Genomic DNA, 15,688 nt, shown 5'->3' with positions numbered 1-15,688 from the left:
CGCCAGGCGAGCAGCAGCCCTGTCCGGGGCGGCATCATGTCCCTATGGTGGCGAAGACGGATCTGAAGAAGACGCTCGACGGCTATCGGGCGCGGCGGGGCGAGTTCCGGGTGCTCGAGGTGCCGCCACTCCCCTACCTGATGGTCGACGGGCACGGCGATCCCAACACTGCCCAGGAGTACGCGGACGCGCTCGCGGCGCTCTACCCGGTGGCGTACAAGCTGAAGTTCGCCAGCAAGAAGGACGGCCGCGACTATGTGGTGCCACCGCTGGAGGCGCTGTGGTGGGCCGAAGACATGGAAGCGTTCACCCGGGCGCGCGACAAGTCGCAGTGGGACTGGACGGCGATGATCCTGACGCCGGACTGGATCACCGGGTCGATGGTCGAGGCGGCGATCGAGAACGTCGCCGCCAAGGACCGGCCGGCGAGCCTGGACAAGGTCCGCTGGGAGACGCTGAGCGAAGGCACCTGCGTGCAGACCCTGCACCTCGGGCCGTACGACGAGGAGGGCCCGGTCCTCGCGGAGATGCACGAGCGGTTCATCCCCGAGCACGGGCTGCGGATGACCGGCAAGCATCACGAGATCTATCTCGGTGATCCGCGGAGGGTCGAGCCGGCGAAGCTGCGGACGATCCTGCGCCAGCCGGTTTCGGTGAACGAATGTTGACTCAAACCCTTGTCGACGTGAGCGTGCTCACATTACTCTTCAGTAACTCGGGACGGAGTGGTCCCGCTCACGTGAGGAGAGTCCCCCATGTCTCAGCACGCACCACGATTGCTCGTCGCCACCGCACTGGCCGTCGCCGCGATCACACCGGCCGCCCTCGCCGCCCCCGCCGTAGCCGCTGACAGCGGCACCACCGTCGTCTCCCGCGGTGTCGAGATCCCGGAGTTCTACAACCCGCCGGCGACGCTTCCGTCGGCCGACGGCGAGCTCGTACGCACCGAGCCCCTCCCCCTCGGTGCCGGACTCTCGATCCCCGGCATCGGCTCGCTGCCGGGCACCGCGACCCGGGTCATGTACAAGACGACCGACAACAACGGTGCTCCCGCAGCTGTGACCGGCGCCTACATCGAGCCGTTCGCCGCCTGGAGCGGCGCGGGCGACCGGCCGCTCGTGGTCGTCGCGCCCGGCACCATGGGACAGGGCGACCAGTGCTCCGCCTCGCTCGGGCTGGAGCGACCGATCTTCTTCAACGGCAGGACCGTCTCGGTGGGCTACGAGGACATCGGGATCTATCGCCTCCTGGCGCGCGGTGTGGCCGTGATGGTGACCGACTACGTCGGCCTGGGCGCCACCGACCGGCTCCACACCTATGTCGACCGGGTCGACGGCGGCCACGCCGTCCTCGACGCGGCGCGCGCGGCCCGCGGCGTTCCGGACGCATCGGTGACCAGCGGGTCACGCGTGGCGCTCTACGGCTACAGCCAGGGCGGCGGTGCGACCGGATCGGCCGCCGAGCTCGCCGCGACGTATGCACCGGACGTCAACCTCGTCGGTGCCTATGTCGGGGCGCCGCCCGCCGATCTGCGGGCGACCGCGCTGGGCATCGACGGCTCCGCGCTCGTGGCGGCGCTCGGCTGGACCATCAACGGTCTGGCGCAGTCGAACCCGGAGCTGCAGCCGATCCTGGACGAGAACCTGAACGACAAGGGGCAGGCGGCGCTCGAGGACCTCTCGACGGCCTGCGTCGGGGACGGCATCGTCAGCTACCCGTTCCAGCGGAGCAGCAGCTGGACCACGACCGGCGAGAGCCTCGACGCCATCATCGAGCGCGAGCCCACGGTGCGGGCGATCATGGCCGAGCAGAAGCTCGGCAACCTGGCTCCGCGGATCCCGGTCCGTCTCGCCACCGGCACCCAGGACGACATCGTCCCGCACCGGCAGGCCCGTCAGCTCGCCGTCGACTGGTGTGGTCAGGGCGCCAAGGTGACCTACCAGGCGGTCGTGCTGCCCAACCTCGGCGACGGTCTGATCACCAACCACATCACGCCGCTCCTGGTCGACCAGACCGCCGCGATCAACTGGATCACCGATCGGGTCGGTGGTGTCGCGGCTGGGTCGAACTGCTCGACGCTGCCGGTTCAGCCCTGAGCTGCGCGTAGCCGGACGGACAGGCACGTGACGCATCCTTCGAGCTTCTCGAACTCGGAGATGTCGACCGCCACGACGGTGTAGCCACGCTCTTCGAAGATCGCCCTGCTCAGCGGAGCCGAGGCGGCCATCAGCAGGGTGCGGTCGTCGAGAACGACCACGTGGGAGCCCGATTCCTCCGGGACCGGCAGGAACCGGGCTCCCCACACGTTCGGGTCGTCGACGAGCGGTTCGTGGCCGATGACGGTGCCGTCGGGCAGCGCGGTGACGGCCGACTTGAGGTGGAGCACCTTGGCGACCGGGACGGCGACGACCTCGGCACCCAGGGGCGCCAGCAGCGCCCGGAGCTGGGCGATCCCCTCGGCGTTCGTACGCCCGCCCTCCCCCACCCACACGGTGTCGCCGTGCTTGAGCACGTCCCCGCCGTCGAGCGTGCCGGGCGCCTCGATGTGGGCGATCCGGTATCCCCGCGCCCGGACGGCGTCCTCGGCCGCGGCGGTCTCCGGACGCCGCTCCAAGGCGCCCGGGCGGCTGATCACGGCAAGGTCCCCGAACACCACCATCGTGTCCTCGACGAAGACCGAGTCCGGGCAGTCGTCGGCGGGGTCGACCTCGTGCGTCGTCCAGCCGGCGGCTTGCATCGCGGAGACGTACGCCTCCCACTGGGAGCCGGCGAGGTCGAGGTCGATCGGGCTCCGCTCGATGTGGGTGACCAGCCCGTCGGCGAGTCGGGGCGAGGGGCGGCGTACGAGAGCGTGCATGGGTGAAGTATCCCTATCCGATCCAGAATTCGCCGGTCAGGCAACCACATGGCGTGCTTCGAACGCACCAGGCTTTGGCCGGGGCGAGGACTAGATTGAGCGTCATGAGCGAGGACGAGGGACGCGAGATGTTCGAGCCGGAGTCGTGGGAGGAGCGCTACGCCGGTGAGCAGAAGGTCTGGAGCGGCAACCCGAACCCTCAGCTCGTCGCCGAGGTCTCCGCGCTGACGCCGGGCACGGCGCTCGATGTCGGCTGTGGCGAGGGTGGCGACGTCATCTGGCTCGCCCAGCAGGGCTGGACCGTGACCGGGGCCGACTTCTCGGCCAACGGGCTCGCCCGGGCGCGTTGGCATGCCGAGGAGGCCGGGGTGGCGGAGCGTACGTCCTGGTGGCAGGTCGATGCCCGCACGTTCGACGCCGAGGGCCGGGAGTTCGACCTGGTCACGTGCCACTTCCTGCACACGCCCGACGGGAGCATGGTCGACGTCGCCGGCCGGCTGGCCACCGCGGTCGCGCCCGGTGGTCACCTGCTCGTGGTCGGTCACGCGCCCTCCGAGGTGTTCGCGCGCCACGCTCGCCACAACGCGATGTTCCTCGCCTCGGACCTGCTCCCCGGGCTGCCGAACGGGTTCGAGCCGGTCGTCGTCGAGCAGCGCCCCCGCCTGACGATTCGCGACGGCGTCCCGGTCGAGATCGACGACTCGACCCTGCTCGCCCGCCGACCGCTGGGCGCTTAGGCCCTGACCATGCGGCGCTCGACGCCGACCGGTTCGGTCTTGGTCATGCCGTCGAACCGGAAGCCCTGACGCTCGTAGAACGCCGTGGCGCGCCGGTTGCCGTCGAGAACCCAGAGGTACGCCGCCGAGGACCCGATCACCTTCTCGAGCAGCCGGTGGCCGAGGCCGGTGCCGTACCTCTCCGCGCGGACATAGAGGGCGGAGAGCTCCAGCGGCGGCAGCCCGGGATCGGCGTCACGAGCCGGCCCGGCGCTCGCGAAGCCGAGCAGCCGTCCCGGCTCGTCGTCCTCGGCGACCAGGGTCGAGATCGGCCCGGTCCCGATGTTCGTGCGCCACCGGTCGATCCGCTCCAACCGCTGGGAGCGGCGCTCGATGAAGATCGAGTCCGGCATCAGGCCGGCGTACGCCTCCTCCCACACGTCGAGGTGGAGGTCGGTCAACGCCTCGGCGTCGTTGACGACGGCTGGCCTCATCAACATGGCGCGAGGATAGGGGGAAGATCAGGTGGCCCGCTATTCGGCCCACGCTGCGATCCGTTCCGCGATCGCTTCGGGGGCCTCGATGTGCGGGAAGTGACCGATGTCGGGGACGACCTCGAGTGTGTGCGGGCCGGTGAACCGATGCCGGTCGTCGACCGTCGGGGGGAGGATGCAGCGGTCGTCGGCGCCGTGCAGTTGCAGCAGGGGCATCGTGATCGGCCGACTCATGCTGCGCGACGCCCTGATGATGCCGGGTCGAAGAAAGCCGCGGTAGTACTCGAGGGGCGCGGGCATGCTCTCCCGCAGGCACACGTGTAGCTCCTCCCGGCGACCTGGATCGAGCGTGAGGCCTGGCGACCACTGACGCCAGAGGCGGTCGATGAAGGCGAGATCGCGGGCTTTGACCACCAAGCCGCTTCCTGGGAGCTGAAAAAAGGCCATGTACCAGCTCAGGCGTAGCTGAGCGGGGCGCGGCCGGCCCAGGAACGTGAGCGGATGAGGGAATGCGAGCGTGACCGCGCGCTCTATCCGCTCCGGCGCGGTGACGCAGGCAGAGTAGGTGAGCACAGCTCCCCAGTCGTGGCCAACCAGCTCCACGGGCCGCTCGGGAGACCAGCGGTCGATCAGCGCGATCACGTCGCTGGTGAGGGAACCGATGTCGAACGGACCCGCCGTCGGGGATGGCGCATAGCCGCGAAGCCACGGTGCAGCGACGTGACGTCCCCGCCTGCCGAGCTCGACAAGGAAAGGCGTCGCCGTCGGCGGATGGTCCGGGAAGCCGTGCAAGACCAGGGTGGGCCGACCCTCTGGATCACCACCCTGTAGCGCGTGGAAGGTGCCGTGCGGCAGGTCGAATGTGGCGTGTTGAAACTCCACATAAACCAGACTATTCCAATTGTCAAGCCCGGGATTTTGTGGAGGCTAATTTGGAGCGGGATTCAGTCCAGGCACCACTCGTTTCCCTCGGGGTCCTGCATCACGATGAAGCCGAGGCTCATCGGCGGGTCTGGATCGAATCGGCGGACCCGGGTTGCTCCGAGGGCGACGACGCGCTCGCACTCCGCCTCCAGCGCGGCCATCCGCTCCTCGCCCTGCAGCCCGGGTGCGGCTCGGACGTCGAGGTGGACCCGGTTCTTGGCTGTCTTCGACTCCGGAACGCGCTGGAAGAAGACGCGCGGGCCGGCACCGGTCGGGTCCTCGATCGCGGAGGCGTTGTTGCGCTGGTCGGACGGCACTCCGACCTGCTCGAGGAAGGCGTCCCAGGCGTCCAGTGGGTCGCTGCCCTCGGGGACGGCGACCCCTGGAGGCCCCGGGTGTACGTAGCCGAGCACGTCACGCCAGAACGTGGAGAGCGCGCGTGGGTCGTGTGCGTCGAAGGTGACCTGGAAGGTTCGAGCCGCGGGTGCCATGGCCCCACCATGGCACCTAAACAGGACGGTCGGCGTCCGCTATCGTCATGCGCCCACGTACGCCGCCAGGTGCTCGCCGGTGAGCGTCGACCTCTTCGCGACGAGCTCGGCGGGCGTACCTTCGAAGACGACCAGGCCGCCGTCGTGACCGGCGCCCGGGCCGAGGTCGATGATCCAGTCGGCGTGCGCCATCACGGCCTGGTGATGCTCGATCACGATGACCGACTTGCCGGCGTCGACCAGCTTGTCGAGCAGCGCGAGCAGGTTGTCGACGTCGGCGAGATGGAGGCCGGTGGTCGGCTCGTCCAGAACGTACGTCCCGCCCTTCTCCCCCAGGTGCATGGCCAGCTTGATCCGCTGGCGTTCGCCGCCGGAGAGAGTGTTGAGGGGCTGGCCGAGCTTGAGGTAGCCGAGGCCGACGTCGGTCATCCGCTCGAGGATCTTGGCGGCCGGGGGCACCTTCGACTCGCCCGCGGAGAAGAACTCGTGCGCCTTGGCGACCGACAGGTCGAGCACCTCGGCGATGTTGAGCCCCCCGAGACGGTATTCGAGCACCAGCGCCTGGAACCGCTTGCCGCCGCAGTCCTCACAGGGCGAGGCGACGGTCTCCATGAACCCGAGCTCGGTGTAGATCATCCCGTTGCCCTTGCAGGTCGGGCAGGCACCCTCGGAGTTCGCCGAGAAGAGCGCCGGCTTGACCCCGTTGGCCTTCGCGAACGCCTTGCGGATCGGCTCGAGGAGACCGGTGTAGGTCGCCGGGTTGCTGCGTCGCGACCCCTTGATCGCGCTCTGGTCGACGAACTCGACGTCCTCGGTCGCCGGGATGGATCCGTGGATCAGCGACGACTTCCCGGAACCGGCCACACCGGTGACGACCGTCAGCACACCGAGCGGCACATCGACGTCGACGTTGCGCAGGTTGTGGGAGGTCGCCCCGCGGATCTCCAGCTGCCCCTTCGGGGTGCGGACCGTCTCCTTCAGCGACGCGCGGTGACCGAGGTGGCGCCCGGTGAGCGTGTCGGCGGCCGCGAGCCCTGCGTAGGTGCCCTCGAAGCAGATCGTGCCGCCGTCGCTGCCGGCGCCGGGGCCGAGGTCGACGACGTGGTCGGCGATCGCGATCGTCTCAGGCTTGTGCTCGACCACCAGGACGGTGTTGCCCTTGTCGCGCAGGTCGAGGAGCAGCTTGTTCATCCGCTGGATGTCGTGCGGGTGCAGCCCGACGGTCGGCTCGTCGAAGACATAGGTCACGTCGGTCAGCGCGGAGCCGAGGTGACGGACCATCTTCGTACGCTGCGCCTCACCGCCGCTCAGGGTCCCCGAGGGCCGGTCGAGGGAGAGATAGCCCAGACCGATCTCGACGAACGAGTCGAACAGGTGCAGCAGCCCGGCGACCAGCGGCGCCACGCCCGGGTCGTCGATGCTCCGCAGCCAATCCGCGGCGTCGGTGACCTGCATCGCGCACACGTCCGCGATCGACTTGCCGCGGATCTTCGAGGAGAGAGCGGACTCGTTGAGCCGGGTCCCGCCACAGGCCGGGCACGGCTTGAAGACGGCCGCCGCCTCCACGAACTTCTTGATGTGGGGCTGCAGCGCCTCGACGTCCTTGCTGAACATCGACTTGCGGATCTTCGGGATCAGGCCCTCATAGGTCGCGTTGATGCCCTCGAGCTTGATCTTGCGCGGCTCGGCGTAGAGCAGGTCGTGGCGCTGCTCCTCGGTGAGGTCCTTGATGGGTACGTCCGCGGGCACGACCACCTTGAACGCGGCCACCATCCACCCGTCGGCGGTGTAGCCCGGCACCAGGATCGCCCCGTCGACCAGCGACTTCGACTCGTCGATGATCACCGCGAGGTCGAGGTCGGAGATCGTCCCGCGGCCCTCGCACTCGGCACACATGCCGCCGAGGTAGACCGCGTCCTTGACGATCCTCTTCTCCCCCTTCGGTCCCGTCATCACGCCCGACGCCCGGGTGGTGGGGATGTTGAAGGAGAACGCCGTCGGCCCACCGATGAACGGATCCCCCAGCCGGCTGAACAGCGAGCGCAGCATCGCATGGGCGTCGGTGACCGTGCCCAGCGTCGAGCGCGGGTTGGCGCCGAGCCGCTCCTGGTCGACCAGGATGGCGGTGGTCAGCCCCTCCATCGCGTCGACCTCGGGCCGCGGCAGGCTCGGCATGAACCCCTGGATGAAGGTCGAGTAGGTCTCGTCGATCAGCCGCCGCGACTCGGCCGCGATCGTCCCGAAGACCAGCGAGGACTTGCCGGATCCCGACACGCCGGTGAACACCGAGAGCCGGCGTTTGGGGATCTCGACCGAGATGTCCTTGAGGTTGTTCTGCCGGGCCCCCTGGACTCGGATCAGGTCGTGCGTGTCTGCGCTGTGCTCGCTGCTGTGCTCGTTCGAGCCCGGGTCCGTCATGGCGATCAGGCTAGTCGGCGGCGTGAATCCAGGCCTGCACATTTGTGCCTCACTTGACCTGCTGGAGGCGGATCGTGTTGCCGGCCGGGTCGCGGAATGAGCAGTCCCGCATGCCCCAGTCCTGGTCGGTCGGCTCCGACATGATCTCGCCACCGGCGGCATCGATGCCCGCCTGGATCTTCTCGAAGGCCGCGTCGACGTCCGGCGAGGAGAGCATGAGGCTGGCGAAGGTGCCCTTGGCCATCATCTCCTGGATGGTCCGGCCCTCGTCCTCGCTGATGTTCGGGTCGGCGAGCGGCGGGTAGAGCACGACGCTCACACCGGGCTGGGAGGGCGGTCCGACGGTGAGCCAGCGCATCGCCTCGTACCCGACGTCCTTCCGCACCTCGAATCCCAGCAGGTCGCGGTAGAACTTCAGCGAGGCCTCGGGGTCGGTGTGCGGAAGGTAGCTGTGGCAGATGTTGATGTCCATGGACCTCAACCTATGTAGGGGTCCGGCACCTTCGCTTCTCCATTCCTGATCGAACTCCGCCTGACCGGTCTGGTGACCTGTTTGGAGACGCACGGCGGGATCCCGCCGCCACCAGAGGTGGCCTTGTCGCGGTAGACGCTCGGCGACATCCCGACGAGCTCGCTGAACCGCGTGGAGAACGTGCCCAGCGAACCGAAGCCGACGGCGAAGCAGATGTCGGTGACGCTGAGATCACCACGCCGCAGCAGGGTCATGGCCCGCTCCACCCGGCGGGTCATCAGGTAGGAGTAGGGCGGCTCGCCATAGGCCTTGCGGAACTCCCGGCTCAGGTGACCGGCAGACATGTGTACGCCACTGGCCAGCGCCTCCACGTCCAGCGGCTGTGCGTACTCCCGGTCGATGCGGTCCTTGACCTTCCGCAGCAGCTTCAGGTCACGCAACCGCTGCTCCTGGCCCTGCCCACCGCCGGGCCCATCACCGGGTTTGGTCGTCACCCTGTCATCCTCCCATTTGATGAATCTTCCGCGTGTCGAAGTAAAGATGTCGAAATCGGACGCGCACACTCGTGGAGTAGGTGAAGGCACACAACGCGGATAGGAGAAAGTCATGTGGGACACAGCTCAGAGCACCGAGAACGTACACAGCTTCCCGATGTCGCACTTCCTGCCGTGCCCGCGCTGCGGACACGAGGTGCACACCTACCTGGCCTGCAGCGACACCTGCTCCTGCGCCCCAGTGGTGATGCCGGGCAGCGTCCGGCTCGCAGCCTAGATCTTCAGGCCCGACTCGATCGCGAAGACCACGAGCTGGGCGCGGTCACGGGCATGCAGCTTCACCATCGCGCGCGAGACGTGGGTGCGGACCGTGTCGGGACTGACCACGAGCTCGGCGGCGATCTCGGCGTTGGAGCGGCCGGTGGCCACCCAGGCGACCATCTCCCGCTCACGCTCGGTCAGGTCACCAAGACGCGGATGCGGGTTGGCAGCCCGGCGTGAGGAGCCGAACTCCTCGATCACCCGCCGGGTCACCGTCGGCGCGAGCAGCGAGCCACCCTCGGCCACGACCCGGATGGCATCCAGCAACGCGACCGGCTCGGCGTCCTTGAGCAGGAACCCGCTCGCACCCAGGCGCAGCGCCTCGAAGACGTACTCGTCGAGCTCGAAGGTCGTCAGCATCACCACCCGTACGTCCTTCAGGGAAGCGTCGCGAGTCACCTGCTCCAGCATCCCGAGCCCGTCGAGGACCGGCATCCGGATGTCGCAGAGCACGACGTCGGGGTGGGTGCGGCGCAGCATCGGCAGCGCCGCGCTGCCGTCGGAGGCCTCGCCGACGACCTCGAGATCGGGCTCGGCGCCGATCATCGTCGCCAGGCCCATGCGAACGAGGGGCTGGTCATCGACCAGAGCAACCGTGATCAGCGTGTGATCCGTGCTGCTCATGCCAGCCCCTCCGCGCCACCCGCCGAGGACCCAGAAAGCGGGATGGAAGCCCGCAGCCGGAAGCCCCGTACCTCCGGCCCCGCCTCTAGGGTGCCCCCCAGCGCCTCCACGCGCGACCGCATTCCCACAATTCCCATCCCAGGGCGCCTTTCTTTGCCTGACATGTCCGATCCCCGCCCGTCGTCGCGCACCGTCACGACCATCTCGGCCGCCGAGGCGGCGCCTGTGCGGACCACCGAGACCTCGGCATGGGTGGCCCCCGCGTGCCGCAGCACGTTGGTGAGCCCCTCCTGGACCACGGCGTACGCAGCCCGCTCCGCCTCCGGGGGAACCCGCTCCGCATCGAGTCGGAGCGAGATCTCGAGCCCACCGGTGCGGACCCGCTCGACCAGAGCGGGGATGTCCGCGAGCCCATGCTCCGGGGCCCGTGGCGCCGACCCGCCCTCGACCTCCGTCTCGGTCAGCCGGGCCAGCTGCCGGCGCAGCAGGTCGAGGGAGTCCTTGCTCTCGGCCCGGATCGCCTCCAGGTTGCGGCGGGCGGCCTCCGGGTCGCGATCGAGCACGTGCAGGGCGGCACCGGCCTGCATCGCGATCACCGCCAGTCCGTGGCCAACGCCGTCGTGCAGGTCGGTGGCCATCCGGACCCGCTCGTCGCTGACCGCGCGGCGCTGGCGCTGGGCGCGGGCCTCGTTGCGGGAGCGCAGCGCGCTGGCCACCGCGCCGCACGCCGCGATGAGCGCCACCTGACCGAAGGCCTGCCACAGCGACAGATCACCCTCGGGGCCACGGCCGTCGGCCCACGGCCCGCGTCCGGGACCGCCCTCGAACCGGGCACCTTCCGGGTTCAGGATCATCCCGGCCGCCACCAACGCGGCCCCGACCACCGCCCACCCGACCCAGCGGCGCGTGGGCAGCGACAGCGCCAGCGCGAAGGTGACCACCGGGAGCGCCATGAAGATCGGTCCTGCGGCGTATCCCGCGGCGAAGTAGCCGCCGGCGCAGGCTCCGCTGGTCGCGATCATCCAGCCACGCGGCTGGGCCAGTACCACCGGCAGGACCGCGACCAGGGCGAGCAGCACACCCACCAGGACCGGCCCGCGGGGATCGCTCTGGGCGTTGCTGCCCAGCGAGCCGACCAGCACCACCACGACGACCAGCCACGGCAGCCAGTGGCGACGGATCCGGGACATGGACACACCGTAGTTCGCGCGGGCGCCCGAGGCGTACGACAGACATGGCCGGTCACGTACGCAGATCTGCGTAACCCGGAGCCTCTACGGCGCCGACGCCGACCAGGGGTCCCCCGGGAGAGCGTAGGAGACATGAACGAACTCGTGGTTGAGACCGACGGGCTGACCAAGCGGTACGGCGACAGGCTCGCCGTCGACCGGGTCAGCATGACCGTCATGCGCGGCGAGGTGTACGGCTTCCTCGGCCCCAACGGGGCCGGCAAGACCACCACCTTGCGGATGATGCTCGGCCTGATCCGGCCCACGGCCGGTTCGGCGCGCATCCTGGGGCTGCCCGCCGGGCGCCCCGACGTCACCGCACGCATCGGGGCCCTGGTCGAGGGTCCCGGCTTCTACCCCTACCTCAGCGGCCGCGACAACCTGCGGACGCTCGCCCGCTACCGTCGCCTGCCCAACACCGAGGTCGACCGGGTGCTGGAGCTGGTCGACCTCGCCGACCGCGCGAAGGACGCCTTCAAGAGCTACTCGCTCGGCATGAAGCAGCGCCTCGGCGTCGCCGCCGCGATGCTCGGCTCCCCCGACCTGCTCGTGCTCGACGAGCCCACCAACGGGCTCGACCCGGCCGGCATGGCCGACATGCGCGCCCTGGTCGTCTCGCTCGCCGAGGCCGGCCAGACGGTGATCCTGTCGAGCCACATCCTGGCCGAGGTGCAGGAGATCTGCGACCGCGTCGGCGTCATCAACAACGGCGAGCTCCTGCGGGAGTCCACCGTCGCCGACCTGCGCGGCGGAGCGACGCTTCGCCTCCGGGCCACCCCCGAGGACGCCGCCCTGGCGGCCGTCATGCGGGTGGCCGGCGAGGACGGCGTACGCCGCCTCGGCAACGGCACGCTCGAGATCGATCTGCCCGCCACCGCCGCTCCCCGGCTCGTCAAGGACCTGGTCGGAGCCGGGGTCGACGTCCACGAGGTCACCGCCGCGGAGCGGTCCCTCGAGGACGTGTTCTTCGAGATGACCAGCACGAAGGAGCTCGTGTCATGAATGCACTGATCAACAGCACCAGCGCAGAGCTGCTGCGCCTGCGCAAGTGGTCGGCGACCTGGGTCGTCGTGGGCGCGTGGATGGCGCTGGCCCTCGCTTTCGGCTACGTCTTCAACTACGTGGCGTACGTCTCGGGCGAGGAGAACTTCACCAGCGACGGTGGCACCCGCGCGGGTCTGCTCGCCCAGATGCTCCCGCCGGCCCTGCCGGACATCCTGGTCCAGGGGCTGCCGATGTTCGGGGGTGCGCTCGCCATGGTGATCGGCGCCCTGGCCGCCGGCAACGGCTTCGGCTGGGGCACCTGGAAGACGGTCTTCACCCAGGGTCCGTCGCGGCTGGCGACCGTCGGCGGCTCGCTGCTCGCGGTAACCCTCATCGTCGTGGCGATGATCACCGCGACACTCGCGCTCTACCTCGGCGTCTCGTCCCTGATCGCCGTCACCGAGGGTCAGGAGATCGTGATGCCGTCGCTGGAGGCGGTCCTCGAGGCGTACGGCACCGGGTTCCTGGTCCTGGAGATGTGGGCGGTGCTGGGGTTCCTGGTCGGCGTGCTCGCCAAGGGGCCGTCCATCGCGGTCGGCCTGGGGCTGGTCTGGGCGCTGGTCGTCGAGAACCTGCTGCGCGGTGTCGGCGGGCTGATCTCCGCGGTCGAGACCTTCACCCACGTGCTCCCGGGCACCGCCGGTGGATCGCTGGTCGGCGCGCTAGTCGGCGAGCGGTCCGGGACTCCGGGTGTCGTCACCACGATCGGCGGCGAGCAGGCGCTGATCACCGTCGCCGCGTACGTCCTGGTCGCCGGCGTTGCCGCTGTGGTGTTGATGAGGCGCCGCGACCTGGCGTGAACGGCACCTAACACACCCCGAGGCATGTCGTTGACATGATCTCGGGGTGTGGCCGCGTACGCGGGTGTGATCTTCGTTAAGTCTACTGTGTTTGTGGACAACAACCGCGTTGTCCAGCATTCTCGACATTCAGAAGAGGTTCCCACCCGTGTCCTCCAGCACGCCCGAGCCCACCCCGCTCATCGAGGCTCCCAAGTCCAAGCTCCCGCTCATCGTCGGGATCGTCATCGCCGCCGCGATCGTGATCGGGGGCCTCGCCTTCTTCCTCACCCGCGACGAAGACTCCGGCACCGACCTGACCAAGGTCACCATCGGCGTCGTCGGTGCCGACGACCCCTACTGGAAGACCTTCCAGGACGCCGCTCGCGAGGAGGGCATCGATCTCGAGGTCAAGAACTTCGGTGACTACAACCAGCCCAACCCGGCGCTGTCGGAGGGCGAGCTGGACCTCAACCAGTTCCAGCACATCATCTTCCTGGCCGACTACAACGTCCAGAACGACGACGACCTCGTCGCCCTCGGCTCGACCGCGACCTATCCCCTGGGTCTCTACTCCTCCAAGTACGAGAGCCTCGACGACATCAAGGCCGGCGAGACCGTGATCGTCCCTGACGACGAGACCAACCAGGCCCGCGGCCTGGTCCTCCTCCAGTCGAAGGGCCTGATCGAGCTCACCGACGGCGGCACGCCGTTCAGCACCATCAAGGAGGTCGACACGGCCGCCTCCAAGGTGAAGGTCAAGGCGGTCCAGGCCTCGATCACCGCTTCCTCGCTCCCCGACGTCGCCGCGGCGATCATCAACAACGACTTCGTCGAGGACGCCGGCCTGAAGTTCGAGGACGCGCTCGCGACCGACGACCCGTCCGACCCGAAGGCGCTGCCCTACGTCAACATCTTCGCCGTACGCGCCGAGGACAAGGACAACCCGACCTACCAGAAGCTCGTCAAGATCTTCCAGACGAACGAGGACGTGCAGGAGGGGGTCTACGAGACCTCCGGCAACACCGCCGAGCTCGTCAAGATCCCGGTCGAGGACCTGCAGAAGTCGCTCGACGACACCGAGAAGCAGGTTGAGGAGCGTCAGTGACGCACGCCGCCGCTGCCGCGGAGCCGCTGGTGCGGCTCCGCGGCGTCACCAAGACCTACCCGGCGGCCCGGGGTCGCAACGAGGTCCGCGCGGTCGACGACGTCGACCTGGACATCGCCGCCGGTGACATCCAGGCGATCGTCGGCTACTCGGGCGCCGGCAAGTCCACCCTCGTACGCCTCCTCAACGGCCTCGAACCAGCCACCTCCGGCTCCATCCAGGTCGGCGGCACCGAGCTGGTCGGCCTGCACGAGCGGCAGCTGCGGCCGATCCGACTGGGGATCGGGATGATCTTCCAGCAGTTCAACCTCTTCGAGTCGCGTACGGTCTGGGGCAACCTCGCCTATCCGCTGCAGATCGCCGGTGTCGCCAAGGCCGAGCAGCAGCGCCGGATCTCGGAGCTGCTGCACTTCGTCGGCCTCCCCGACAAGGCCCACACCTACCCTCGCAACCTCTCGGGCGGGCAGAAGCAGCGCGTCGGCATCGCCCGCGCGCTGACCACCAACCCCTCCCTCCTGCTCGCCGACGAGGCCACCAGCGCGCTCGACCCGGAGACCACCCACGAGGTGCTGCGGCTGCTGAAGCGGGTCAACGAGGAGTTCGGCACCACCATCGTGGCGATCACCCACGAGATGGAGGTCGTCCGCGAGCTCGCCGACCACGTCGCGGTCATGGAGAACGGTCGCGTGGTCGAGTCCGGAGCCGTCTACGACGTCTTCTCCGCACCCAGGGAGCCGGTGACGCGGCGCTTCGTCGGCACCGTCGTCGACGACGAGCCTGCCCCCGACGCGCTGGCCGCCCTTCGGTCCCGCCACGCCGGCCGGTTCGTGAAGGTCGAGCTGCGTGAGGGCGGCCCCCGCCAGACCGACATCTTCGCGGTCCTGCTCGAGCGCGGGATCGCGTTCGAGCTCGTCTTCGGCGGCATCGAGGAGATCCAGGGAGCCACCTTCGGCAACCTGACGCTCGCCCTCGACGGTCCCGCGGCCTCGGTCGACGAGGCCGTACGCGAGCTGGCCGCCCTCGTCCCCGCCAAGGAGCTGTGATGCTTCTCCCCACCGATACCCGCCTCGGCGAGCTGTGGCCCGACATCTGGCAGGCCACCGGCGAGACGCTGCTGATGGTGGCGCTGACCATGCTGATCGGCGGCGCGCTCGGCCTGCTGCTCGCGCTCGGGCTCTACCTGACCCGCAAGGGCGGGCTCTACGAGAACGCCGTCGTCTCGGTCGTCCTCAACGTGCTGGTCAACTTCTTCCGGCCGATCCCGTTCATCATCTTCATCGCCGCCGTCCAGCCGGCCGCGCGGCTGATCGTCGGCACCGGGATCGGGATGCCGGCGGTGATCTTCTCGCTGATCCTCGCCGCGATGTTCGGCATCGCCCGGATCATCGAGCAGAACCTGGTGACCGTCCCACCGGGAGTCATCGAGGCGGCCCGTGCGATGGGCGCAAGCCGTGCCCGGATCGCCGCGACCGTCGTACTCCCCGAGGCGCTGGCGCCGATCATCCTCGGCTACACCTTCGCCTTCGTCGCGGTCGTCGACATGTCCGCGGTCGCCGGCCTGATCGCCGGTGGCGGTCTGGGCAGCTTCGCCCAGACCTTCGGCTACCGGCAGTACGACCCGACCGTCACCTGGGTCTGTGTGCTCATCCTGGTCGCGCTGGTGCAGGTCATCCAGCTGCTCGGCAACACGCTCTCCTCGCGGATCATGCATCGCTGA

At 69.1% G+C, this 15,688-nt stretch carries 18 protein-coding genes; 9 read left to right on the top strand and 9 right to left on the bottom strand.

Annotated elements, in window-relative coordinates; genetic code table 11:
• Positions 1-44 precede the first annotated feature (44 nt).
• Together ACIA03_RS05795 and ACIA03_RS05790 are read left to right on the top strand one after the other, a co-directional pair.
• Positions 45-668, top strand: coding sequence for a GyrI-like domain-containing protein (locus tag ACIA03_RS05795; RefSeq protein WP_396980174.1), 624 nt, complete (start codon positions 45-47; stop codon positions 666-668).
• Between the two features lie 87 nt (positions 669-755).
• Positions 756-2,096, top strand: coding sequence for a lipase family protein (locus tag ACIA03_RS05790; protein WP_396980172.1), 1,341 nt, complete (start codon positions 756-758; stop codon positions 2,094-2,096).
• On the opposite strand, the gene ddaH is transcribed toward ACIA03_RS05790, so the two are convergent.
• Positions 2,087-2,857, bottom strand: coding sequence for a dimethylargininase (gene ddaH, locus ACIA03_RS05785; protein WP_396980170.1), 771 nt, complete (start codon positions 2,855-2,857; stop codon positions 2,087-2,089). The two genes, ACIA03_RS05790 and ddaH, sit on opposite strands and share 10 nt — an antisense overlap.
• Before the next feature lie 104 nt (positions 2,858-2,961).
• On the opposite strand from ddaH, the gene ACIA03_RS05780 reads away from it, so the two are divergent.
• Positions 2,962-3,594, top strand: a complete 633-nt coding sequence (locus tag ACIA03_RS05780; protein ID WP_396980168.1) for a class I SAM-dependent methyltransferase — start codon at positions 2,962-2,964, stop codon at positions 3,592-3,594.
• Here ACIA03_RS05780 and ACIA03_RS05775 read toward each other — a convergent pair.
• The 6 genes from ACIA03_RS05775 to ACIA03_RS05750 form a co-directional block, all read right to left on the bottom strand.
• Positions 3,591-4,073 carry a GNAT family N-acetyltransferase gene (locus ACIA03_RS05775; RefSeq protein WP_396980166.1) on the bottom strand — a complete coding sequence of 161 codons (483 nt, stop codon included), beginning with the start codon at positions 4,071-4,073 and terminating at the stop codon, positions 3,591-3,593. The genes ACIA03_RS05780 and ACIA03_RS05775 overlap by 4 nt on opposite strands.
• A gap of 33 nt (positions 4,074-4,106) precedes the next feature.
• Entirely contained in the window at positions 4,107-4,949 is an 843-nt protein-coding gene (locus ACIA03_RS05770) for an alpha/beta fold hydrolase (protein WP_396980164.1), read from the bottom strand.
• Positions 4,950-5,011: 62 nt separating this feature from the next.
• A complete protein-coding gene (locus ACIA03_RS05765) occupies positions 5,012-5,482 on the bottom strand; it encodes a VOC family protein (RefSeq protein WP_396980162.1) in 471 nt (156 codons plus the stop codon).
• Between the two features lie 45 nt (positions 5,483-5,527).
• Positions 5,528-7,900: an ATP-binding cassette domain-containing protein gene (locus ACIA03_RS05760; RefSeq protein WP_396980160.1), complete on the bottom strand. Its 2,373-nt coding sequence runs from the start codon at positions 7,898-7,900 to the stop codon at positions 5,528-5,530.
• Positions 7,901-7,949: 49 nt separating this feature from the next.
• Positions 7,950-8,372: a VOC family protein gene (locus tag ACIA03_RS05755; RefSeq protein ID WP_396980158.1), complete on the bottom strand. Its 423-nt coding sequence runs from the start codon at positions 8,370-8,372 to the stop codon at positions 7,950-7,952.
• A gap of 5 nt (positions 8,373-8,377) precedes the next feature.
• Complete coding sequence (locus tag ACIA03_RS05750; RefSeq protein WP_396980156.1) at positions 8,378-8,866, bottom strand: helix-turn-helix transcriptional regulator; 489 nt, start codon at positions 8,864-8,866, stop codon at positions 8,378-8,380.
• A gap of 112 nt (positions 8,867-8,978) precedes the next feature.
• Between ACIA03_RS05750 and ACIA03_RS05745 the strand changes: the two genes are divergently transcribed.
• Positions 8,979-9,143, top strand: a complete 165-nt coding sequence (locus tag ACIA03_RS05745) for a hypothetical protein (RefSeq protein ID WP_396980154.1) — start codon at positions 8,979-8,981, stop codon at positions 9,141-9,143.
• On the opposite strand, the gene ACIA03_RS05740 is transcribed toward ACIA03_RS05745, so the two are convergent.
• Together ACIA03_RS05740 and ACIA03_RS05735 are read right to left on the bottom strand one after the other, a co-directional pair.
• Complete coding sequence (locus ACIA03_RS05740) at positions 9,140-9,811, bottom strand: response regulator (RefSeq protein WP_396980152.1); 672 nt, start codon at positions 9,809-9,811, stop codon at positions 9,140-9,142. The two genes, ACIA03_RS05745 and ACIA03_RS05740, sit on opposite strands and share 4 nt — an antisense overlap.
• The gene (locus tag ACIA03_RS05735; protein WP_396980150.1) at positions 9,808-11,001 is read right to left on the bottom strand and encodes a sensor histidine kinase; all 1,194 of its coding nucleotides are present in this window, start codon (positions 10,999-11,001) and stop codon (positions 9,808-9,810) included. The genes ACIA03_RS05740 and ACIA03_RS05735 overlap by 4 nt, the downstream gene beginning before the upstream one ends.
• A gap of 132 nt (positions 11,002-11,133) precedes the next feature.
• On the opposite strand from ACIA03_RS05735, the gene ACIA03_RS05730 reads away from it, so the two are divergent.
• From ACIA03_RS05730 to ACIA03_RS05710, 5 genes are all read left to right on the top strand, one after another.
• A complete protein-coding gene (locus tag ACIA03_RS05730) occupies positions 11,134-12,042 on the top strand; it encodes an ABC transporter ATP-binding protein (protein WP_396980148.1) in 909 nt (302 codons plus the stop codon).
• On the top strand, positions 12,039-12,884 hold the full coding sequence (locus ACIA03_RS05725) for an ABC transporter permease (RefSeq protein WP_396980146.1): 846 nt from the start codon (positions 12,039-12,041) through the stop codon (positions 12,882-12,884). The genes ACIA03_RS05730 and ACIA03_RS05725 overlap by 4 nt, the downstream gene beginning before the upstream one ends.
• A 148-nt stretch (positions 12,885-13,032) precedes the next feature.
• Positions 13,033-13,971 (top strand): MetQ/NlpA family ABC transporter substrate-binding protein, encoded by a 939-nt coding sequence (locus tag ACIA03_RS05720; RefSeq protein ID WP_396980144.1) that lies wholly within the window; start codon positions 13,033-13,035, stop codon positions 13,969-13,971.
• Positions 13,968-15,014, top strand: coding sequence for a methionine ABC transporter ATP-binding protein (locus ACIA03_RS05715; protein ID WP_396980142.1), 1,047 nt, complete (start codon positions 13,968-13,970; stop codon positions 15,012-15,014). The genes ACIA03_RS05720 and ACIA03_RS05715 overlap by 4 nt, the downstream gene beginning before the upstream one ends.
• Entirely contained in the window at positions 15,014-15,688 is a 675-nt protein-coding gene (locus ACIA03_RS05710; protein WP_396980140.1) for a methionine ABC transporter permease, read from the top strand. Before ACIA03_RS05715 ends, ACIA03_RS05710 begins: the two co-directional genes overlap by 1 nt.

The organism is Nocardioides sp. NPDC051685, from assembly GCF_044453405.1.
GTDB lineage: Bacteria > Actinomycetota > Actinomycetes > Propionibacteriales > Nocardioidaceae > Nocardioides.
This window is presented reverse-complemented; position numbering and strand designations above follow the sequence as displayed.